The organism is Yersinia sp. J1 (assembly GCF_050586585.1).
GTDB classification, from domain to species: domain Bacteria; phylum Pseudomonadota; class Gammaproteobacteria; order Enterobacterales; family Enterobacteriaceae; genus Yersinia; species Yersinia entomophaga.
This window is the reverse complement of the sequence record NZ_JBOBDP010000001.1, coordinates 778,899-800,436: the sequence shown is the minus strand read 5'-3', so window position 1 is coordinate 800,436 and position 21,538 is coordinate 778,899. Positions and strand designations below refer to the sequence as shown.

The window sequence follows — 21,538 nt, the reverse complement described above, 5'->3', positions numbered from 1 at the left end:
ATTGCGATGTTTATAGCGAATCTGGAACAGAAGGATAAATGGATTGTTACGTGCCAATAGCGCCAATCGTGCCGGCTACACCGAGCCACGACGAATAAGCACCGGCGGGAGAATAACGTTTTGCAATTGCAAATCGACACCGGCAATACGCTGCAATAACCGCTGGCCGGCGCTATAGCCAATTTCTCGCGCCGAGCTGGTAATAAAAGTGAGCGGCGGCTCTGTTAATTCTGCTTCGGGTACGTCGCCAAAACCGATCAATGCCACCTGCTGATCGAGATAAGTATCCACCCCAGCGCTGCCAATTCCTCTGCCGGTGCGCAGAATGCCAAAATAAGCACCGAGCGCCACGGAAGCCTGATGACAAATAATCGCGCTAACGTTGGGATGATGGCTAAGCAAACTTTCCGCCGCATCAGCCGCGGCTTGCTGCTGACTATCACATTCAATCACCCAATCCGAACGAAACGGCAGACCGTACTGCACCAGCGTGGCACAAAATCCGCCCAATCGTTCTGCCCGCGTCAATGAATGACCGTGACCGCCCAAATAAGCAATTTTACGATGTCCTCTGCCTATCAGCAGTTCCGTCGCCATTTTGGCCGCCTGCATATTATCCGGGCGAACCACGTCGACGCCTTCCAATACGTTGGCACGCGCGGCACAAATCAACGGGATGCCCTGTTGCTCGGCCTTCTCTTTCAGGCCACTTTCCTGATTCGCGCCGCCGCCAAGAACCAGCCCGTCAACCCCCTGTTCTATCAGGGAATCAAAGCAGCGCTGTAGACCTTTCCCTTCTTTGCCGCTTTGAGTGAGAAACAGCACTTTCCCCTCGGCTTCAATAGCTTCGCTGAGTCCTGCCGTCATCGCCGCATAAAAAGGATCGCCGATATCGCGCACAATCAACCCAATCACCCCGGAATGCCCCCCGCGCAGCTGAGCCGCCTGCCGATTACGCACATAACCTAACTGTTCGATGGCCTGATTCACCCGCTCGGCGGTTGTCGGTGAAATACGACCTTTGCCGCTGACGGCCAGCGAGACCGTGGCAACAGAAACTCCGGCGTGTTTGGCAACATCGGTAATGGTGATCTTTTTATGATTCATCGCGGCTATTCGGTATCATTTTTGTCTCACGTCCTTTGGCAGACAAATCTATGCTTCGGGGCAAATGTTACACCCAATTCAATAATCTGGGTAAAACGATTAATCGTTTTAATCAGTATCTGTGCGCTACATAGCGATTTTAACCTCTCATCCACCTACTGGCGGCACCCGTCCAGGCCTGCGCCCCAAAAGCCGGGAAGACCTGCCTGAGCCTAAACATCAGCGTGCCTGTTATGGCTGGAAACTTCACCCTCGGCTTATCATTAGCTTGAGCTAAAGTGAGTTTCTATCGACAAAATGGCATTTTCGGGCGTATCTCACAGAATTTCATTTACCGGCGTTAAAGGCCACAATAACTGTGATTTGCCGCGCATATTATTTAGGTTAAACGTTTTATCTTAATTTAACCTCAGGACGCTAAAGATCCACAGAACAGATCCTTTTTCACACACCAGGAGCCACCTATGTCGGCGGTAAAAAAACAAAAAATTACGCTATGGGAGTTTTTCCAGAGTCTGGGGAAAACCTTCATGTTGCCGGTCGCCTTGCTGTCCTTCTGCGGCATTATGCTGGGCATTGGGAGTTCGTTAAGCAGCAAAGACGTTATTACCCTTTTGCCGGTGTTAGGCCACCCGGCTTTCCAGCTGTTATTCACTTGGATGAGCAAAGTTGGCTCCTTTGCCTTTAGCTTCCTGCCAGTGATGTTTGCCATTGCCATTCCCTTAGGTATGGCGCGGGAAAACAAAGGTGTTGCTGCCTTTGCCGGTTTCGTCGGTTTTGCGGTGCTGAATCTGGCGACCAACTTCTATCTCACCACCAGCGGCGTATTGCCGACTACCGACCCCTTGGTGCTGAAAACCCACAATATCCAAAATATTTTAGGCATTCAGTCGATTGATACCGGTATTTTGGGCGCGGTGATCGTGGGGATCATCGTTTACCTGCTGCACGAGCGTTTTAATACCATTCGCCTGCCGGATGCGTTGGCCTTCTTCGGCGGCACCCGTTTTGTTCCTATTGTTACCACCGTGGTACTGGGGCTGGTCGGTTTATTGATTCCCCTCATTTGGCCGTGGTTTGCCGCGGGCATTAACGGTTTGGGCCGCTTGATTAACGGCGCGGGGATTTTTGGCCCGATGATCTTCGGCAGCGGCGAACGCCTGTTACTGCCTTTCGGCCTGCACCATATACTGGTGGCGCTGATTCGCTTCACTGAAGCCGGCGGCACGATGGATGTCTGTGGTCACAGTGTCAGTGGCGCGCTGACTATCTTCCAGGCGCAGCTTTCCTGCCCAACCACTAGCGGCTTCTCAGAAAGTGCGACTCGCTTCCTGTCTCAAGGTAAAATGCCCGCCTTCCTCGGAGGTTTACCGGGCGCTGCGCTGGCGATGTATCACTGCGCCAAGCCAGAGAATCGCCATAAAATTAAAGGATTGCTGATTTCCGGCGTAGTCGCCTGCGTGATCGGTGGCACGACCGAACCGCTGGAATTCCTATTCCTGTTTGTGGCTCCGTTCCTGTATTTGATCCACGCGCTGTTAACCGGTCTAGGCTTTACCGTAATGGCACTGCTGGGGGTCACTATTGGTAATACCGACGGAAACCTGATTGATTTCGTAGTCTTCGGCATTCTGCACGGTACCGCCACCAAATGGTATTGGGTGCCTGTGGTAGCCAGCCTGTGGTTCGTGGCTTATTACCTGATTTTCCGTTTTGCCATTCAGCATTTCAATATCAAAACGCCAGGTCGCGAGAGTGACAGCGCCAGCGTAGAAAAAGCACCGACGCCGGGTGTGGTCGGTAAATCCGGTTATAACAGCGAGGCTATTTTGCAGGCGCTGGGCGGCGCGGAGAATATCGTTTCGCTGGATAACTGTATTACTCGTCTGCGTATGTCCGTCAAAGATATGAGCAAGGTGGACAAAGAGGTGTTGAAAGCCAATCGGGCGCTGGGCGTCATCCAATTGAACGACCATAATTTACAGGTAGTTATCGGCCCTCAGGTGCAATCGGTGAAAGATGAATTAGACTCACTCATAGCCTCAGCATAATAAGTCTCGATAATACAACTCTGCGGGGTGCTCCGGTGCCCCGTTTGTTTTTTCCCTCATCGATAAAAAGTGAGAGCCTGATGTTTGATTTCTCCACGCCGGTAGATCGCCACGGTACCTGGTGTACCCAGTGGGATTATATTGCCGACCGTTTTGGCAGCGCCGACCTGCTGCCCTTTACCATTTCCGATATGGATTTCCCTACCGCGCCGGTGATTCTGCAAGCCCTGACCCAACGTCTGGAGCACGGCGTTCTGGGTTATAGCCGCTGGCAGCACGAAGATTTTCTTGGGGCAATTCGCCATTGGTATCAGGCACGTTTTCAATGCGGTATCGACACCGCCACGGCGGTGTACGGCCCGTCGGTCATTTATATGGTTGCGCAATTGATTCGCTGCTGGTCTGCGCCGGGTGAATACGTTGTGACTCACACGCCCGCCTATGATGCGTTTTATAAGGTGATTTTGGGCAATCAGCGTCAGTTATTATCTTGCCCACTGCATAAAGTGGATAATCACTGGCACTGTGATATGGCTCATCTGGAAGCACTGCTGGCGCGCCCACAAACCAAAATCCTGCTGCTGTGTAGCCCGCATAATCCAACCGGTAAAGTGTGGAGCCTGCAAGAACTGGCGCACATGGCCGAACTGTGTGAACGCCACCAGGTTAAGGTCATTAGCGACGAAATTCATATGGATATGACCTGGGGAGAACAGCCCCATACGCCGTGGAGTCAGGTGGCTCAATCTCCTTGGGCGCTGCTGACATCGGGTTCAAAAACCTTCAATATTCCCGCGTTAACCGGCGCTTACGGCTTTATCAGCGACAGTGAAACCCGCGAAACCTACAGCAACATGCTGAAAAGTCGCGACGGTTTGTCTTCCCCGGCGGTGCTGGCGCTGGTGGCACATATTGCCGCTTACCGTCAGGGCGCGCCCTGGCTGGATGAGCTGCGCGCCTATTTACAGGCCAACCTGCAATACGTCGCGGAACGGTTAAATCAGGCCTTTCCGCAGCTTAACTGGCAACCGCCGCAGGCTACCTATCTGGCGTGGATTGATTTACGCCCGTTGCATATCGACGACCGCCAATTGCAGGAAGTACTGATTGAGCAGGAAAAAGTGGCGATAATGCCGGGCTTTACCTACGGCGAAGAAGGCCGCGGCTTCCTACGGCTTAACGTCGGTTGCGCCCGCAGTAAGGTGGAAATCGGAATGGATAAACTGATAAATGGTTTGAACGCTGTCATCGGTAATCATTAGGCTTCGCTAGTTTCTGCTGATATATCGTAAACCTTCCCCCATCCTCACACCCTGCTTAACGCAGGGTGTGTTTTTCACTGTCATATGCCTTATTTGGGCCGTCAATCAACGAATTTATTAAAAAACGGCTTATTAAGTGTGATCTGAATCTCTTTTTTCTGCAACTCACTGGATGTTTTCATCAATTTGTTTTTATACTGTTCTGCACTTTACCCAGAATAAATATCATTCATAAATATAAGTGAGTGCATCCATGATCGATTCCCGCCTTCCTCTGACAGACATTCACCGCCATCTCGATGGCAATATTCGCGCCCAAACCATTCTGGATCTGGGGCGTCAGTTCAATATGACGTTACCGGCCAATGAGTTAGAAGCGCTGCGCCCTCATGTGCAAATCACCAAAACCGAACCGGACCTGATAAGCTTCCTGCAAAAACTGGATTGGGGCGTGGCGGTACTGGGCGATTTAGATGCCTGCCGCCGCGTAGCGTATGAAAACGTAGAGGACGCGGTTAACGCCGGTCTGCACTATGCCGAGCTGCGTTTTTCCCCTTATTACATGGCGATGAAACACCAACTGCCCGTTGCCGGTGTGGTTGAAGCGGTCATTGATGGGATTCAGGCTGGCTGCCGCGATCGCGACATTGATATTCGTCTGATCGGTATTCTGAGCCGGACTTTTGGCGAGCAGGCTTGCCTGCAAGAACTGGATGCCCTGCTGGCTCACCGTGACGGCATTACCGCGCTGGATTTGGCCGGTGATGAACGGGGCTTCCCCGGCGGGCTGTTCCTCAACCATTTCAACCGTGCGCGGGATGCGGGTTTGCGCATTACCGTTCATGCCGGTGAAGCCGCTGGTCCGGAAAGCATTTGGCAGGCAATTCACGAACTGGGCGCGGAACGTATCGGTCACGGCGTCAAAGCTATCGATGACTCCCGCCTGCTGGATTATCTGGCAGAAAACAATATCGGTATCGAGTCCTGCCTGACCTCCAATATTCAGACCAGTACCGTGGTTTCCTTAGCCAAACATCCGTTAGCGACCTTCCTGCGTCACGGCGTGTTGGCTTCCATCAATACCGACGATCCGGCGGTTCAGGGGATTGAAATTACCAATGAGTACCACGTAGCAGCTCCTGCAGCGGGCCTGACTCGTGATGAAATTCGTCAGGCTCAGGAAAACGGCCTGACGATGGCCTTTATCAGTGAAGCGGAAAAGCAGGCGCTGCGCGATAAAATTCGTGGTTAACGGCTTTGCCTGTGTAGCTCGGTAAACCCGCATCAGGTGAAAACGATAAAATAAAAAAAAGGGCCGGAAATGATCTGACCCTTTTTTATGATTAAAATCAGTGGATAAATGAGTGAACTCAGGCTTCGCCCTGCTCCCGTTTTCCGCTCGCATCCCGCTCACGCGCCACTCGACGAGCGTAACGCTGTGCCAGCACCGCGCACACCATCAATTGTACCTGATGGAATATCATCAACGGCAATACCATTACGCCGACCACGGAAGCCGGGAACAGTACATTGGCCATGGGAATCCCGTTGGCCAGACTTTTCTTCGAGCCGCAGAACACAATGGTAATTTCATCGGCGGTATTAAAGCCTAGCCAACGCGCAGCCAGCGTATTCGCTACAATAACGATAGCCAGCAGCACCAGCGAACACACCAGAATCGCCAGCAGCGACCAGCCGTCGATTTGATGCCAGATACCTTCCACCACCGCTTCGCTGAAAGCCACATAAACCACCAGCAGAATCGATGACCGGTCAGTTATATTGACCAGTTTTTTATGGCGCTCGACCCATTTGGCGATCAGTGGGCGGGACAAATGGCCGACGATAAACGGCACCATCAATTGCATGATGATAGAACCAATGGCGTGCAAGGTATCTGTACTGCCGCCCTGAGTTTGCATCAGCGCGCCCACCAGCAACGGTGACAAGAAAACGCCGAGAATACTGGACGCCGAGGCGCTACAAATCGCCGCCGCCACGTTTCCACCTGCAACCGAGGTATAAGCAATCGCCGATTGTACCGTGGCAGGCAAGGCGCACAGATACAGGAATCCCAAATACAGCGTTGGCGTTAGAATTCCCGGCACCAACACGTTCATTCCCAGCCCTAACAGCGGAAATAGCGCAAAAGTGCTGAGGAATACCACCAGATGCAGCTTCCAGTGCCCCATGCCGGCCACTATTGCCGCGCGGGATAATTTAGCTCCGTGCATAAAAAACAGCAGCGCAATGGCCGCGGTGGTCAATCGTTCAAACCACACTTTGGTTTCCCCTTCACAGGGGAAAAAAGAGGCGATGATCACCACCCCAATTAATACCAGTAAAAACGTATCAATACGTAAGCGTTGCAACCAAGACATGCCACTGTATTCCTTCAATCAAAATGCCTCCGATTAATAAAAAATATCAATCAGAGGAAACCATCAATAATAGACCTAAACGATAGACGTAATTATCAAAAGTGCAGGAAAGCTATTACTCATAGCCTGTATTAATGGTTAGTGCTAACGGGGATTAACCGGCAACGCTTGCTTATGTTTATTTGATTCCAGCCCCAGTTCGATCAATTCCATTACGGTAATCGCCTCGGTTGCAGGGACGGGATTCTCGCCTACACCCAAAATGGCATCGCGAATGCCAGCATAATAAGCTGGATAATTACCCGGCTGCGTCAGCAAAGGCTGTTCCACCAATACGCCATTTTGTGACAATGTCACGACTCCGTCACGCATGTCATAGCCCCAATCGGTTTGAGGTAGGCGTTCACCGGCTTTCAGGCGATCTTCCTGCGGATCCAGACCGTATTTAATATAGCTGCCTTTAGTGCCGTGAACGATATAACGCGCCGTTTCTGCCGCCGCCAGCACCGTGCCATGTAACACAACACGTTGGCTAGGATAGCTTAATACCGCGTGGAAATAGTCCACCGACTGTGCGCCGGGACGCAGCAAACCAAGATCGACATTAAGGGTTTCCGGCAATCCAAACAGCTGCAACGCCTGATCCAGCAAATGTGGCCCTAAGTCATACCAGATACCGCTGCCGGCTCCGGGTTGTTCCCGCCAGCGCTGACGAATTTCCGGACGGAAGCGATCAAAATGAGATTCGAAATACACGACATCTCCTAACGCACCTTCCTTCAGCAAGGTTTTCAGCGTCAGAAAATCGCTGTCCCAACGACGATTGTGAAAAACCGACAATAGCAAACCGGCCTCATCTGCCAGGCGTTTTAGCTCGTTAGCTTGTGACAGCGTCACGGTAAACGGCTTATCCACGACCACATGCTTGCCTGCGGCCAGCGCCCGTTGCGCCAATGGAAAGTGGGTATCATTGGGAGTAGGAATAACAATGACATCGATGCTCGGATCGTCAAATAAATGTTGAGCATCGTTCACCACGGTAACCGACGGCCAGTCGGCGTGCACTTTACTGGCATCGCTGCTGGAGACGGCCGCAAATTCTACGCCGGGAGTCCCCGAAATCAGCGGCGCGTGAAAGGTTTTACTGGCATAACCGTAGCCCAGCAACCCAACTCTAATATTTTCAGCCATCGTTTATCCTCTCGCCATTAGCTTTTTCTATTTTAAATCTGGATCGATTTGACACCATGATGTCACTCTGAACAAGAGCTAATTCCCTTTCCACCCGGACAATCAGGCTAAATCCGCACGATGTGATCGCTATTCTCCAGGTGATACCGTCCTCGCGATAGACGATGCGATAGATAAAGATCATGAGGTTCAATATTGCGGCGGTGATATAACATTGCTCCTCTCTACCGGGAAATCATTGACGCGAAGCCCTTCTTAATCAGCTATCTAGATGTCAATAATCAGTGATTCATCCCACTCAACCCGCGTTAACCTCCCCCTCATTTATTCAGAATCTTATGCGTTCTTCCCGCAAAAACGCTTACTAGCATCAGGTTCTCATACTGGATTGTCTGGTATGTTTAAAGTCGGTTGTTACCCATCTGACAAGGTGATAAATCGCTCCCACACATGCTGAATTTTTCTGTTTTCTTCTGAAATTCTCTTCATACCGATTAAAATTGATGTTGCGCAAAGTGACATTCATTTTCCTGCAACCGGTTTCAGAAACCGGTTGCAGGAATAAATCTATTCCGCTTACACTAAACTTAACAAATTGGACGATCCCATTTTCAATTTACGTGGAGCGAATGTTTTATGTCTGCTTTTCCAAAAGATTTCCTCTGGGGCGCCGCCAGCGCCGCCTATCAGGTTGAAGGGGCTTACGACGCCGACGGCAAGGGCCTTTCCATCTGGGATACCTTCTCCCATTTACCGGGTACGACCTATCAGGGAACGAACGGCGATGTGGCCGTAGATCACTACCATCGCTTCCGTGAAGACGTCGCGTTGATGGCCGAAATGGGAATGAAAAGTTACCGTTTCTCTATTTCCTGGCCTCGCCTGTTACCTACGGGCCGTGGGGAAGTCAATCCAGCCGGCGTAAAATTCTATAGCGATTTGATCGATGCTTTGTTGGAACACAACATTGAGCCAATGATTACCCTGTATCACTGGGATTTACCTCAAGCATTACAGGATGAAGGCGGCTGGGAAGCTCGCAGTACTGCCGATGCTTTCGAAGAATATGCTCGCCTTTGCTATGAGTCATACGGTGATCGGGTCAAACTCTGGTCAACATTCAATGAAACTGTGTGTTTCATTGGTTTCGGATATATTACTGGCGCGCACCCACCGGGCGTTCAGGAACCTGCGCGCGCCATTCAAGCCTGTCACCACGTATTTGTGGCTCACGCTAAAGCAGTAGCGGCTTTCCGTTCCTGCGGTATCGACGGGAAGATTGGTTTTGTGAACGTGCTGCAAACCCATACACCGCTGAGCCACTCTGCGGAAGATATGGCGGCATTCAATCTGGCTGAAGGCATTTTCACCCACTGGCTATACGATCCTGTGCTGAAAGGCGAATATCCTGCCGAGTTGCTGGAGCAAGCTCAGGCTATCTGGGGAGTTCCGAGGTTTGCACCAGGGGATGACGCACTGTTACGCAGCAATATCTGCGACTTTATTGGCTTGAATTACTATAAGCGCGAGACTATCGCCGCCAATAATCAGGATACTCAGCTAAAGATTAATACAACCGGGCAAAAAGGCGCAGGCCACCAGCAGGGTAATGAATTCGGTTTCAAAGGACTGTTCAAGTTTGTCCGTAATCCAAACGGCGTTTACACCGACTGGGATTGGGAAATCTACCCTCAAGGTCTGACCGAAGGCATCATGAATATCAAAGCCCGTTATGGTGATATTCCGATCTACATCACCGAAAATGGCTTAGGCGCTAAAGATCCTATTATCGATGGCGAAGTGGTGGACGACGATCGTATTGATTATCTCAACCAGCATATCGGTGCTATTGAAGATGCAATCAAGCAAGGGGCGGATGTACGCGGATACTACCCTTGGTCATTTATCGATTTGCTCAGCTGGCTTAATGGATTCCAGAAGCAGTATGGCTTTGTCTACGTTGATCACCAAAAGCAGCTCGCGCGTCAACGTAAAAAAAGCTTCTTCTGGTATCAAAAAGTGATTGAAAGCAACGGCGATCAACGCTAAATATCGGTTGCCCACCTCGCTGAGGTTAATCGCTTTAAAACCGTAATCGCAAATAACATCATGACGATGAAAAAACGCTCTGCTCCGTAGTGGCCAGAGCGTTTTTATTGCGCCTTATTCCTTTAAGGCTATAGCTATCGCAAACGCTCAATATACGGCACAGCGACTTTGAGAGCGTCATTGCGTTTATTCATCATGCTATTTATCCATAATGACATTGCGTTTTTAGCCTATCCCCCTTGATTCGCTCGACCGGATATTGATTCGCACACTCGTTTGCCTTGGCTAACTATGTTTGGCTAACTATTATTCTTAACTCACTTTTTCGTAAACATGTTTAGCTAATCTTTCTTCGCAAACATTTTTTGCTAACCTTTCTTGGCTAATCTTTCTTGGCTAATAAAGTGGCAAAGCGCAGTTTGATTCTGTTGCCTTCTGCATCTTTCTTATGCAAAGCCCCAAGGTCCTCGTTGTATTTCACGATAGTCCAATCCCGATAATATTCTTTCAACTCATTGTGTTTAAAGGTGAAGGAAAAAGGCATATTGCACGGGTAATCATCCGTAGACATCGCGGCCACGATCAGGTTATAACCGCCAGGCTGAGTCGATTGTTGCATATTGTCGATAATCGCCGGTATCTTCTGACGGTCGAGAAACATAAACACCACGGTAGATAAAATTAAACCGTACTGACCGTCGATCACCAGATCGTTAATATCACGTACCTGCGTATGGATGTTTTGCAGCCCTTCCTTTTCAATAATTTCATCAATAAATTCCACCGACTGAGCGTTGTGATCGCAGGCATCCACATCAAAACCGAGCAGATTGAGATACAGTGAATTACGGCCGGAACCACAGCCCAAATCCATCGCTTTACAAGGTGTTATCAGACGGGCAGCGTTGATAACCTCCGAATGAGTCGGCGTCAAAGCGTATTTTTTATGATAGAAATCTTCTGGCGTGCAGAGAAACTCTAGCTGGCATTCTATATCATCAGAGAAAGACGCAATCCGGTGCCATACCTGCGGCTCGATCATTTTCGGCTGGTTAACCTTGCTAAAAATGAAGGACTCAATGTCTTCCCCGTCTTCCGTGAGCAATGAAAAAGTCAGCTCGCCTTGCAATATCGTCAGCTTGGCCCAGGTACCGTCTTTGGTATTGTGTTTTTCCTGGAACATCGCAGGCAACGTGCGACTGTTCCAAACCGGCATTTTTTTGTAGCAAATGAGTTCCTGCATATAACCCTCTTTGTAAACACTGAACAACTTTTCTCTGGCGTTATGGCGGACGTTAACACCCTTTTCTTCTGCCATAAACCAGCCAAGTCATCGTGATGGATAAAATATAAAGCACAAAAATAAACAACATTGCTGTAAAGACCGAGCCGGTCATTGCCAATGACGAGCCCATGACTTTCGGAATAAAGAAGCCACCCGATGCACCAATCACGGAAATAAAGCCCAGAGCGGTGGCGGTATCAGCCACGCCGTGACGCTCCGCTTCTTCCTGACTGCCGCCCTGCGCTTTTATTTTGTCGGCAGTACTTTTACGAAAGACCACCGCGATCATTTGATAGGTTGAACCGCTGCCCAGCCCTGCAGTGATAAACAGCAGCATAAAGACGCTGAAAAAAGCAACAAACGAGCCAGGACTATTAGCATCCGGTAATGTCATAATCAACAACAGGATCAGTAGCGCCATCACAACAAAATTGAGCGCGGTGACCAATACGCCACTAAAACGATCCGCCATGATTCCGCCCACGGAGCGCGCTAATGCACCGAGAAACGGGCCAAAGAAGGCGTAATAGAGTATCTCGACCTCAGGGAATTCAATGGTGGATAGCATGGCAAAAGCAGCGGCAAAACCGATGAATGAGCCATAAGACGCCAGATACAATAATCCCAGAACCCATAAATGGCGGTTCTTCAAAATGCCGAACTGTTTGCCGACGGAAGTTTTGTTCATCGCCAGATCGTTCATGCCAAACCAGGCCAGTAGCGTGGCGATGCCAAGGGGAATGACCCAGATCCACGCCGCATTCTCCAGCCACAGCGTTTCCCCATCGGGCATCAGTTTCCCTGCGCTGCCAAAGGCGCTAAACAACGAAACCGAAATAGCAATGGGTACCACCAATTGCATCAGGCTTACGCCAATATTGCCCAAACCGCCGTTATAACCAAGCGCCTGCCCTTGTTTATCTTTCGGGTAAAAGAAGCTGATATTTCCCATGCTGGAAGCAAAATTGGCTCCGGCAAACCCGCATAGTAGAGCGATAATGACGAAGGTTTCAAAGGTGGTCTTGGGGTTCTGCACCGCAAAACCTAGCCACACGCAGGGGATAATCAAAAACCCCGTGCTCACCGCGGTCCAGCGTCTACCACCAAAAATTGGCACCATAAAGGAATAAGCTACCCGCAATAACGTGCCAGATACCGAAGGTAATGCGGCCAGCATAAACAGTTGGTCTGCCGAAAATGAAAATCCGACGTGATTTAAATTAACTGCCAATGCGCTAAATAACATCCAGACACAATAAGCCAATAGCAGACAGAAAATAGAAATCCAGAGATTCCGTCTTGCTACAAATTGACCACGTAGTTTCCAGAAAATAGCATCTTCCGGCCGCCAGTCTGTGATTAAACGCCCTTTATCTTTCATATCTGACATTGATATTTGCGTCATCATTACCTCGTTCTAAATCATTTAGAATGTATTGCCGTTCCTTCGCTCATCGTTTGAATCTAACGGTGATCAATGTTCCATCGGCTATCGTTCGAGGCATCATCATATCCTTAAACATGCATTTAATATACAACTTTAAGGGTTTATCATAAACCCATTTCTTTATCATATTGTTTTTAATGAATTAAAATAAAAACACATCATATAAATTTAATGCCATAAACTCGATCCGCTTCAGGGTAAAGGCAGGGGAATCACAATCGATATGGACAGATTTTGGTTATTTTTTCTTGTTCTCTATCTCTATCTACTTCATTTCTTTAATAGTATTAAAACTTTATTAAGTATTAATAATGAAAGTTAACAGCTATTAATACATTATTTTTTAATATTTTTATTTGAGGATTATTATCAACAAATCGCCCTCGGCACTGATGGTTAAAATATGTTCAAAACAAGTCCTCTGCAATATCCCCGGTTTATTTACATCAGTTTCTTTTTATTTTTCGCGTTGATTCGCATTTTGTTGATTTGCTGCCAAGCTTCCTCTCCGGTCTATGACATAATTCACGGGTTATGTTCAGCCAGTTGCTCTGCCGCCAAATAACAGGAACACCTATCGCCATGACACAAAAATTATCGACGATTGAAAACAAGCCCGTTGCCCCTGCTTTGCTGCCTATTGAGGCCGTCGCCCGCAGCCTTGGGGTAGCCGATGAAGCTTTGATTCCCTATGGGAAGCACATGGCTAAAATTGATATCGATTGTATTGATGCCGACAAGCCGCAGGGCAAATTGGTCCTGGTTTCCAGCATTACACCTACCCCATTAGGCGAAGGTAAAACCGTCACAACCATCGGGCTCAGCCAAGGCATCAACCGACTCGGCGTGCGGTGTGTCGCCTGTATTCGTCAACCGAGTCTTGGCCCGGTGTTTGGCGTTAAGGGCGGTGCCGCCGGCGGTGGCGCGTCGCAAGTTTTACCGATGGAAAAGCTCAACCTTCATCTGACCGGCGATATCCACGCCATCAGTTCAGCCCATAATCTGGCCGCCGCCGCACTGGACGCTCGCCTTTACCACGAACAACGTCTAGGTGAGGATTTCGGCCCGCAGACCGGCATGGAACGGCTAAGTATCGATCCACATCGCATTCTATGGCCAAGGGTACTGGATCATAACGATCGTGCTCTGCGCCAGATTACCGTAGGGGTGGGAGGTGGCAGCCACGGCGTGGAACGAGCCGACCGCGTAGAAATAACAGCCGCTTCGGAGCTTATGGCTATTCTCGCGCTGGCGGAGGGATTGCAGGATATGCGCCGTCGTATCGGCCGAATTATTCTGGCTTATTCCACCAGCGGTCAACCTATTACCGCCGATGATTTAGGCGTAGCGGGTGCCATGACTGCGTTGATGAAAGACAGTATTCACCCAACGTTAATGCAAACCAGCGAGCAAACGCCGGTGTTGATTCACGCGGGCCCCTTCGCCAATATCGCGCACGGTAACTCATCCGTACTCGCCGATCGTTTAGGCCTGCAACTGGCAGATTGTGTCGTCACCGAGGCCGGTTTTGGCTCAGATATGGGGATGGAGAAATTCTTCAATATCAAATATCGCCAATCTGGCATCGCTCCTTCCTGCGTGGTTCTGGTGGCTACGTTACGCAGCCTCAAAGCTAACAGCGGCGATTTTGACATTAAACCGGGCCAGTCTTTGCCAGCAGAAATTGCTGACAGCAATATTCCTCTGCTCGCCAAGGGTTGCGCTAACCTGAAATGGCATATTGATAATGCCGCCAGCTACGGTTTACCTGTGGTCGTCGCCATAAACCATTTCCCGACCGATAGCGAGGAGGAGCTTGCCTTCCTGCAAGATTTCGCCTTATCTGCCGGAGCGCAGGCCTGCGAACTTAGCCATGCCTTTGCCACCGGCGGTGCAGGCACTGAGCAACTGGCACGCAGCGTACTGGCAGCCTGCGACAACCCTAATACACCGAAATTGCCTTATTCGAACGACATGTCATTGGAAGCCAAACTGAACCGTTTAGCCGAACGTTATGGAGCCAAAGAGGTACTGCTCAGCCCGCTGGCGCGCCAGCAACTGGCGGATATTACCGAGCAGGGCTTTGGTCACTTGCCGCTGTGCGTTGCTAAAACGCCGTTATCAATCAGTGCAGACCCCGCGAAAAAGAACGTTCCCCGTGACTTCACGCTACCGATTACTTCTTGCGCCGTATCCGCCGGAGCCGGTTTTGTTCGGGTTTACGCTGGGAATATCATGACCATGCCGGGGCTAGGTAGTTTGCCTGCCTACCATCATATTGATATAGATGACGAAGGGCATATCTACGGGTTAAGCTAACGATCTGTTGGCCGGTTATCCGGCCATTAATGCGTAATGAAGAATAAGGTTTTGTCATGTCTCACTCTGAAGAATATCAGCGAATCGGCGGTTGGTTACTGGCACCAATGGCCTATCTGATTGTCACCTTGCTCAGCGCTACGTTGATGTTGGCACTGTATGCTATGGCGGTGGTCACACCAGAGTCGCGGGAATACCTTATGGCCAACTCACAGGCATTTACCCTTCAATGGTACTTTTCTGTGGTGACAACGCTGTTTATGTGGGGCTTCACGCTGTGGATGCTATGGCTGTTTTGCAGCCGTTCCCGCCGTTTCCCTAAACTGTTTATTTTGTGGCTGTTGCTGACGGTTCTTCTGGCACTGAAAGCCTTCGCCTTCGCACCAATTTCCGATGAAGTTGCCCTGAGAGCCCTCGGCTGGCCTCTGTTGGCAGCAGCTTGCTTTGTACCCTATATGCAAAAATCTGTTCGGGTAAAAGGGACTTTTACGGAGATTTAAGGCCGCAACGCACTAATTCCCCATAAAATCGAGGGAAAAATGCAATAACCCTGCATTTCATCTGTTGTCGTCAGGCCGCCAATTTCGGATAATAGGCGGCTTTTATTTTTTTAGGTTCCGCAATGACTGAATACCTGCTTTTGTTCGTTAGCACCGTTCTGGTAAATAACTTTGTGCTGGTCAAATTTCTTGGCCTGTGTCCGTTTATGGGCGTTTCCAAAAAACTGGAAACCGCTATCGGCATGGGGCTGGCAACCACTTTTGTACTGACGCTGGCGTCGGTATGCGCGTGGATGGTGAACAGCTTTATTTTGCTGCCTTTGGGGCTAGTTTATTTACGAACGCTGGCATTCATTCTGGTTATTGCCGTAGTGGTGCAATTCACCGAGTTAGTGGTACGCAAAACCAGTCCGGCGCTATATCGTCTGCTGGGGATATTTTTGCCATTGATTACAACCAACTGCGCGGTATTGGGCGTGGCCCTGCTGAACGTGAACCAGTCACATAATTTCCTTCAATCAGCCGTTTACGGTTTTAGCGCCGCGGCGGGCTTCTCTTTGGTGATGGTTCTCTTCGCGGCTATCCGCGAGCGTCTGGCGGTCGCCGATGTTCCCGCGCCATTCCGTGGTTCCTCCATTGCATTGATTACGGCCGGGCTGATGTCATTAGCTTTTATGGGCTTTACGGGGCTGGTGAAATTCTAATGATGTCGTTATGGATTGCTATTGGCGCACTCAGCATGCTAGCGCTAATTTCCGGTGTGGTGCTAGGCTTTGCCGCGCGCCGGTTTCAGGTAGACGAAGATCCCATCGTTGAGCAGGTCGACGAGCTTCTGCCACAAAGCCAGTGTGGCCAATGTGGCTATCCCGGCTGTCGTCCTTATGCTGAAGCGGTCTCCAACAGCGGCGAAAAAATCAATAAATGTGCCCCCGGCGGCGAGCAGGTTATGCTTAAACTGGCTGATTTACTGGGCGTAGAACCGCAACCGTTGGACGGCGACGAAACGCTGGCCAATCCGGTGCGGAAAGTGGCATTTATTGATGAAAGCAACTGTATTGGCTGCACCAAGTGTATTCAGGCCTGCCCGGTCGATGCCATTGTGGGCGCAACCCGCGCCATGCATACAGTATTGCCGGATCTCTGTACCGGTTGTGATTTATGCGTTGATCCTTGCCCAACCGATTGTATTGAAATGATTCCGGTTCCTACCACGACCGCCAACTGGAAGTGGGATCTCAACGCTATTCCGGTGAAAACCGTCCCATCACAGATTATTCCAGTGAAATTGATCGACGTGGAGCAACATGTTTAAGCTATTTACACCGCGTAAGAAAGATAAAATCTGGGACTTTGATGGCGGCATTCATCCACCGGAAATGAAAGTGCAATCCAGCCGCGTACCCATGCGTATTGCGCCGCTTCCCGATCAATTTATTATCCCGCTCCAGCAGCATTTAGGGCCGGAAGGCGAACTACGAGTAAAAGCGGGCGATAACGTGTTGAAAGGTCAGCCGCTGACCGTTGGGCGCGGACGCACCGTCCCGGTTCATGCGCCGACATCCGGTTTGATCACTGCGATTGCGCCACACACGACTGCGCATCCATCTGGTTTAGCCGAGCTTTGTGTACATATTACACCGGATGGAGAAGACCGCTGGTGTGAACGCCATCCCCTACCCGATTATCAGCAGGCTCAGCCCCACGATTTGTTGGAACGTATTCATCAGGCCGGTATTGCCGGGCTGGGCGGCGCGGGATTCCCTACGGCAAGCAAATTACAGGGTGGTTTAAACGGCGTTAAAACCTTAATCATTAACGCCGCCGAATGTGAACCTTATATTACCGCCGATGATCGACTGATGCAGGATCATGCCGACGAAGTGGTCAGCGGAATCAATATCTTAATTCACTTGCTACAACCTGAGCGGGTGTTGATTGGCATCGAAGACAATAAACCGGAAGCCATTGAAGCCCTGAAGCAGTCGTTGGCCGGCCATCCGTCGATTCTGTTACGCGTCATACCGACCAAATATCCTTCCGGCGGAGCCAAACAGCTCACTAAAATTCTGACCGGTCAGGAAGTGCCTTTCGGTAAGCATTCCTCAGCCATCGGTGTATTGATGCAAAACGTTGGAACCGTCGTCGCGATCAAAAGAGCTATTATCGACGGCGAACCGCTGATTGAGCGTGTCGTGACTCTGACCGGCGACGCCCTTTCTCGTCCCGGCAATTTCTGGGCCAGGATCGGTACGCCGGTGCTCCATCTGCTGGCGCTGGCTGGCTTTACTCCGCAAGCGCAGCCAATGGTGATTATGGGCGGCCCACTGATGGGCTTTACGCTGCCAAGTCTGGATGTGCCGATAGTCAAAATCAGTAACTGTATTCTGGCTCCCGCTGAAACCGAGATCGGTATCAGCGAGCAGGAAGAAGCCTGTATTCGCTGCGGGCTGTGTGTCGATGCCTGCCCGGCGGGGCTGTTGCCACAGCAGCTTTACTGGTTCAGCCGCGGCGAAGAGCATGAAAAAGCCCGCAATCATAATCTGTTTGATTGTATTGAGTGTGGTGCCTGTGCCTATGTTTGCCCGAGTAATATTCCGTTAGTGCAGTATTACAGAAAAGAAAAAGCCGAAATTAAAGCGCTGGATCAGGAGGCTGCGCGAGCGGCCGAAGCCAAGGCGCGTTTTGAGGCCAAACAGGCTCGTCTGGAACGGGAAAAACAGGCTAGAGAACAACGACATAAACAAGCAGCGGTCAAATTGACCGATAGCGATCAACAGGCAGTACAGGCTGCGATGGAGCGAATTGCGGCGCAGAAATCTTCCGACACAGCGATTAACGTACAACCAGGTGAAATGCCAGATAACAGTGCCATCATCGCCGCTCGAGAAGCCAGAAAAGCACAGGCTCGAGCACGTCAGGCAGAAAAACGCGAAGCGACAACGTCTACACCAGAATCAACCGACGATCGTAAAGCGGCGGTGGCGGCGGCTATTGCCAGAGTCAAAGCCAAAAAAGCCGCGCAGAGTCAACAAGATGACAGCGCCACTCCCGTCACCAGCGAACCCGTGAATAACCCGACGGACGATCCGCGTAAAGCGGCGGTGGCGGCAGCCATTGCCAGAGTCAAAGCCAAAAAAGCCGCGCAAAATCAACAAGATGACAGCGCCACTCCCGTCGTCAGCGAAGCCGTGAATAACCCGACGGACGATCCGCGTAAAGCGGCGGTGGCGGCGGCTATTGCCAGAGTCAAAGCCAAAAAAGCCGCGCAAAATCAACAAGATGCCATCACCACTCCCGTCGCCAGCGAAGCCGTGAATAACCCGACGGACGATCCGCGTAAAGCGGCGGTGGCGGCAGCCATTGCCAGAGTCAAAGCCAAAAAAGCCGCAGAAAAATCAGCAATATCTTCGTAAAATCAGCGTCATCGGCCATCCCGTTACTTGGATGGCCGAACGATCAGATGCGGGGGAGTGAAAACTGGATTAATCTACGGAAATCAAATACTGATATACCACGTCGATATCACGCATTTTCGCTTCCGAATGACAGTGCTCTACTTCAATCACTTCCATCTCAATGCTGCCCTTCACTTCCTCTCGAATCTTCGGCAAAACCTCATTGAACAAATAAGAAGAAAACTTCACGCATTCCTTCGCACTACCCTGATGAGAAATAGACAGAAATTCCCCCCCTGGGATGGTGAAACTGTTGGTTTCGCTATTACCTTGCAACTCATGGCGCTGATCTTTATCTACCGCCGTTGAGTAATAGAAGCTGCTTTGATCTCGCTCGTCAGGATCGACTGAGAAAACCGCATAAATCCGCTGGCTGGTGAAATTCATCTCCTTAAAGAAATCGAGCAGAATCTCATCCTTCATTGCCATGCAGGACGCATGCTGTCCGCTGCATAGATTACGTTCATCAAAGTTCAGACGGCGAGTAATACCGACCAGCTCTTTGGCTTCCAGCGTCAGAGGTTTAATCTCCGGCGTATAGTTCTCATAGAAACTAAAGCGCGGGATCATGCCCTCTACGTTCCATTTATCCTGTAGACGGAAATGGTTGGGCGTGGTGCCAAAACGTTTCTTAAACGTACGGGTAAAAGTTTGCTGCGAGTCAAAGCCCAACGCATCGGAAATTTCGATGATAGGACGGCGAGAAATACGCAGCGCCACCGCCGCGCGAGTCAAAACCCGACCACGGATATAAGACGCCAGTTGCAGGCCGACAATACTTTTAAACTTCCGTTGTAGGTGCCATTTTGAATAACCCGAGATTTTGGCAACATCATCCAACGTCGGTCTTTTCTCTAAATTAATTTCGATCCATTCAATAAGTTCTTCAATAAACAATACGTCTTCGTTCATCATTACTGAGATCTTCAAATATATAATTACACTGCATACTACATTAATCTGACCTGAAACCAATGGTTTTTTAGCCAAGGCTAAAATCAACAAATAATACGTATAAATACAGGGTGTTAGTTGATTTACATTAATATACAAGCCTTGCTTTTTTGATGCGACTTTCATTACTTTTAAGTAACAAACCGGTAGCCACATAAATAAAAGTGCATTTTTACCGAACGCGTTGTCACTAATTAGTGCAGAAATGCAAGAGAAATGTACACTGCGAATAATCACCTTCCGATTAGCATCGTTTAATCATTTCTCCTTTATCGGGATAATACCCTTATAATTAAGACGTATTACCCTTGCCGTGATTAGGGTAGAATGCGCCAGCCCAATATATCCCTAATGGCCAAGTGTGTTTCCCCGGCAAGTACCCCGCCCGGCGGCGCACAACAACGTTAAGAACCTTGATTACCGATACGAACCTATGGTTGTAACTTCATGAAATTCAGGCCAGTGCAACACACCCTCACCAAAGGGTTACAAATAGCCAGTTCCCCTTTCACTCATAATCAGCGCAGCACCCGCAGCATTATGGTGCTGGTGATGCTGGCCTGTCTTCCCGGCATCGCCGCTCAGACCTATTTCTTCGGTTTTGGTAGCCTGATTCAGATGGTGCTGGCCATGATAACCGCAGTGCTGACCGAAAGTGCAGTGCTGGCTTTACGTAAACAGCCGATTAAAACGCGGCTGGCCGACAATTCTGCGCTACTTACCGGTTTGCTACTGGGAATTAGCCTGCCGCCGCTGGCTCCGTGGTGGATGATCGTGTTGGGCACCTTTTTTGCGATCGTCATTGCCAAGCAATTGTATGGCGGTTTAGGGCAAAATCCTTTCAATCCGGCGATGGTGGGTTATGTGGTGTTGCTGATCTCTTTCCCGGTGCAAATGACCAGCTGGATGCCCCCGATCAGCCTGCAAGCCAATAGCATTGGTTTTTACGACAGTCTGTTGACCATTTTTACCGGCCACACCTCTCAAGGCGCGAGCATTCGTGATTTACAGCTAGGCTATGACGGCGTCAGCCAGGCGACGCCGTTGGACAGCTTCAAAACCTCGCTGCGCAGCCTGCCGGCGAGAGAAATTCTACAGCAACCGCTATTTGGCGGCGTTCTGGCCGGTTTAGGCTGGCAGTGGATTAACCTTGGCTTTTTAGCCGGCGGCCTGTTCTTACTGTGGCGAAAAGTCATTCACTGGCATATTCCGTTCAGTTTTCTGCTGTCTTTGAGCGTCTGCGCCGGATTAAGCTGGCTGCTGGCACCGGAAAGCTTCGGTTCGCCAATGCTGCATTTGTTCTCTGGCGCGACCATGCTGGGGGCCTTCTTTATTGCGACCGATCCGGTTAGCGCCTCCACGACACCGCGTGGTCGCCTGATTTTTGGCGCACTGATCGGGTTGCTGGTCTGGTTAATTCGCGTTTACGGCGGCTATCCGGACGGCGTCGCCTTTGCCGTGCTACTGGCGAATATCACCGTGCCGTTGATCGATCATTACACCCAGCCACGCGTTTACGGCCACAAGTAAGGAGAGT

Annotated in this window: 16 protein-coding genes; 10 read left to right on the top strand and 6 right to left on the bottom strand. The window is 50.2% G+C overall.

The annotated features are described in order from the left end of the window. Positions 1–75: 75 nt before the first annotated feature. Complete coding sequence (gene malI / locus ACQ4OC_RS03415; protein WP_430970931.1) at positions 76–1,107, bottom strand: Mal regulon transcriptional regulator MalI; 1,032 nt, start codon at positions 1,105–1,107, stop codon at positions 76–78. 464 nt (positions 1,108–1,571) lie between these two features. Here malI and malX point away from each other — a divergent pair, with 464 nt between their 5' ends. The 3 genes from malX to add all read left to right on the top strand — a co-directional run bounded on the left by malX (position 1,572) and on the right by add (position 5,672). Continuing rightward, positions 1,572–3,158 (top strand): maltose/glucose-specific PTS transporter subunit IIBC, encoded by a 1,587-nt coding sequence (malX, locus tag ACQ4OC_RS03410; RefSeq protein ID WP_064513722.1) that lies wholly within the window; start codon positions 1,572–1,574, stop codon positions 3,156–3,158. Positions 3,159–3,238: 80 nt separating this feature from the next. Beyond that, on the top strand, positions 3,239–4,420 hold the full coding sequence (locus ACQ4OC_RS03405) for a MalY/PatB family protein (protein ID WP_064513720.1): 1,182 nt from the start codon (positions 3,239–3,241) through the stop codon (positions 4,418–4,420). Between the two features lie 253 nt (positions 4,421–4,673). Further along, a complete protein-coding gene (gene add / locus ACQ4OC_RS03400) occupies positions 4,674–5,672 on the top strand; it encodes an adenosine deaminase (protein ID WP_064513719.1) in 999 nt (332 codons plus the stop codon). A gap of 118 nt (positions 5,673–5,790) precedes the next feature. On the opposite strand, the gene ACQ4OC_RS03395 is transcribed toward add, so the two are convergent. Both ACQ4OC_RS03395 and ACQ4OC_RS03390 read right to left on the bottom strand, forming a co-directional pair. Then, positions 5,791–6,801 (bottom strand): bile acid:sodium symporter family protein, encoded by a 1,011-nt coding sequence (locus ACQ4OC_RS03395; protein WP_120805483.1) that lies wholly within the window; start codon positions 6,799–6,801, stop codon positions 5,791–5,793. 144 nt (positions 6,802–6,945) lie between these two features. Further along, a complete protein-coding gene (locus tag ACQ4OC_RS03390) occupies positions 6,946–7,992 on the bottom strand; it encodes an oxidoreductase (RefSeq protein ID WP_430970930.1) in 1,047 nt (348 codons plus the stop codon). A 636-nt stretch (positions 7,993–8,628) separates the two neighbouring features. On the opposite strand from ACQ4OC_RS03390, the gene ACQ4OC_RS03385 reads away from it, so the two are divergent. Further along, positions 8,629–10,041, top strand: coding sequence for a glycoside hydrolase family 1 protein (locus tag ACQ4OC_RS03385; RefSeq protein WP_064513712.1), 1,413 nt, complete (start codon positions 8,629–8,631; stop codon positions 10,039–10,041). A 382-nt stretch (positions 10,042–10,423) separates the two neighbouring features. On the opposite strand, the gene tehB is transcribed toward ACQ4OC_RS03385, so the two are convergent. Continuing rightward, positions 10,424–11,284: an SAM-dependent methyltransferase TehB gene (gene tehB / locus ACQ4OC_RS03380; protein WP_120805587.1), complete on the bottom strand. Its 861-nt coding sequence runs from the start codon at positions 11,282–11,284 to the stop codon at positions 10,424–10,426. Between the two features lie 52 nt (positions 11,285–11,336). Next, positions 11,337–12,731: a NarK family nitrate/nitrite MFS transporter gene (locus tag ACQ4OC_RS03375; RefSeq protein WP_064518257.1), complete on the bottom strand. Its 1,395-nt coding sequence runs from the start codon at positions 12,729–12,731 to the stop codon at positions 11,337–11,339. A gap of 624 nt (positions 12,732–13,355) precedes the next feature. Between ACQ4OC_RS03375 and ACQ4OC_RS03370 the strand changes: the two genes are divergently transcribed. The 5 genes from ACQ4OC_RS03370 (at position 13,356) to rsxC (ending at position 19,005) form a co-directional block, all read left to right on the top strand. After that, positions 13,356–15,092, top strand: coding sequence for a formate--tetrahydrofolate ligase (locus ACQ4OC_RS03370; protein WP_162975152.1), 1,737 nt, complete (start codon positions 13,356–13,358; stop codon positions 15,090–15,092). Positions 15,093–15,148: 56 nt separating this feature from the next. Further along, entirely contained in the window at positions 15,149–15,592 is a 444-nt protein-coding gene (locus ACQ4OC_RS03365; RefSeq protein WP_064513710.1) for a DUF2569 domain-containing protein, read from the top strand. A 122-nt stretch (positions 15,593–15,714) separates the two neighbouring features. Beyond that, the gene (rsxA, locus tag ACQ4OC_RS03360; RefSeq protein ID WP_064513705.1) at positions 15,715–16,296 is read left to right on the top strand and encodes an electron transport complex subunit RsxA; all 582 of its coding nucleotides are present in this window, start codon (positions 15,715–15,717) and stop codon (positions 16,294–16,296) included. Continuing rightward, entirely contained in the window at positions 16,296–16,904 is a 609-nt protein-coding gene (gene rsxB / locus ACQ4OC_RS03355; protein ID WP_064513703.1) for an electron transport complex subunit RsxB, read from the top strand. The genes rsxA and rsxB overlap by 1 nt, the downstream gene beginning before the upstream one ends. After that, complete coding sequence (gene rsxC, locus ACQ4OC_RS03350) at positions 16,897–19,005, top strand: electron transport complex subunit RsxC (RefSeq protein WP_430970929.1); 2,109 nt, start codon at positions 16,897–16,899, stop codon at positions 19,003–19,005. Before rsxB ends, rsxC begins: the two co-directional genes overlap by 8 nt. 69 nt (positions 19,006–19,074) lie before the next feature. Here rsxC and ACQ4OC_RS03345 read toward each other — a convergent pair whose 3' ends face one another. Then, a complete protein-coding gene (locus ACQ4OC_RS03345; protein WP_120805585.1) occupies positions 19,075–19,962 on the bottom strand; it encodes a helix-turn-helix domain-containing protein in 888 nt (295 codons plus the stop codon). A gap of 486 nt (positions 19,963–20,448) precedes the next feature. Between ACQ4OC_RS03345 and rsxD the strand changes: the two genes are divergently transcribed. Then, a complete protein-coding gene (gene rsxD, locus ACQ4OC_RS03340) occupies positions 20,449–21,531 on the top strand; it encodes an electron transport complex subunit RsxD (RefSeq protein ID WP_430970928.1) in 1,083 nt (360 codons plus the stop codon). Positions 21,532–21,538: the final 7 nt, after the last annotated feature.

What these genes read in the sequence shown, in the direction of transcription:
- malI (WP_430970931.1), bottom strand. Translation starts at nt 1,107, where the DNA reads ATGAATCATAAAAAGATCACCATTACCGATGTTGCCAAACACGCCGGA.
- malX (WP_064513722.1), top strand. Translation starts at nt 1,572, where the DNA reads ATGTCGGCGGTAAAAAAACAAAAAATTACGCTATGGGAGTTTTTCCAG.
- ACQ4OC_RS03405 (WP_064513720.1), top strand. Translation starts at nt 3,239, where the DNA reads ATGTTTGATTTCTCCACGCCGGTAGATCGCCACGGTACCTGGTGTACC.
- add (WP_064513719.1), top strand. Translation starts at nt 4,674, where the DNA reads ATGATCGATTCCCGCCTTCCTCTGACAGACATTCACCGCCATCTCGAT.
- ACQ4OC_RS03395 (WP_120805483.1), bottom strand. Translation starts at nt 6,801, where the DNA reads ATGTCTTGGTTGCAACGCTTACGTATTGATACGTTTTTACTGGTATTA.
- ACQ4OC_RS03390 (WP_430970930.1), bottom strand. Translation starts at nt 7,992, where the DNA reads ATGGCTGAAAATATTAGAGTTGGGTTGCTGGGCTACGGTTATGCCAGT.
- ACQ4OC_RS03385 (WP_064513712.1), top strand. Translation starts at nt 8,629, where the DNA reads ATGTCTGCTTTTCCAAAAGATTTCCTCTGGGGCGCCGCCAGCGCCGCC.
- tehB (WP_120805587.1), bottom strand. Translation starts at nt 11,284, where the DNA reads ATGCAGGAACTCATTTGCTACAAAAAAATGCCGGTTTGGAACAGTCGC.
- ACQ4OC_RS03375 (WP_064518257.1), bottom strand. Translation starts at nt 12,731, where the DNA reads ATGACGCAAATATCAATGTCAGATATGAAAGATAAAGGGCGTTTAATC.
- ACQ4OC_RS03370 (WP_162975152.1), top strand. Translation starts at nt 13,356, where the DNA reads ATGACACAAAAATTATCGACGATTGAAAACAAGCCCGTTGCCCCTGCT.
- ACQ4OC_RS03365 (WP_064513710.1), top strand. Translation starts at nt 15,149, where the DNA reads ATGTCTCACTCTGAAGAATATCAGCGAATCGGCGGTTGGTTACTGGCA.
- rsxA (WP_064513705.1), top strand. Translation starts at nt 15,715, where the DNA reads ATGACTGAATACCTGCTTTTGTTCGTTAGCACCGTTCTGGTAAATAAC.
- rsxB (WP_064513703.1), top strand. Translation starts at nt 16,296, where the DNA reads ATGATGTCGTTATGGATTGCTATTGGCGCACTCAGCATGCTAGCGCTA.
- rsxC (WP_430970929.1), top strand. Translation starts at nt 16,897, where the DNA reads ATGTTTAAGCTATTTACACCGCGTAAGAAAGATAAAATCTGGGACTTT.
- ACQ4OC_RS03345 (WP_120805585.1), bottom strand. Translation starts at nt 19,962, where the DNA reads ATGATGAACGAAGACGTATTGTTTATTGAAGAACTTATTGAATGGATC.
- rsxD (WP_430970928.1), top strand. Translation starts at nt 20,449, where the DNA reads ATGAAATTCAGGCCAGTGCAACACACCCTCACCAAAGGGTTACAAATA.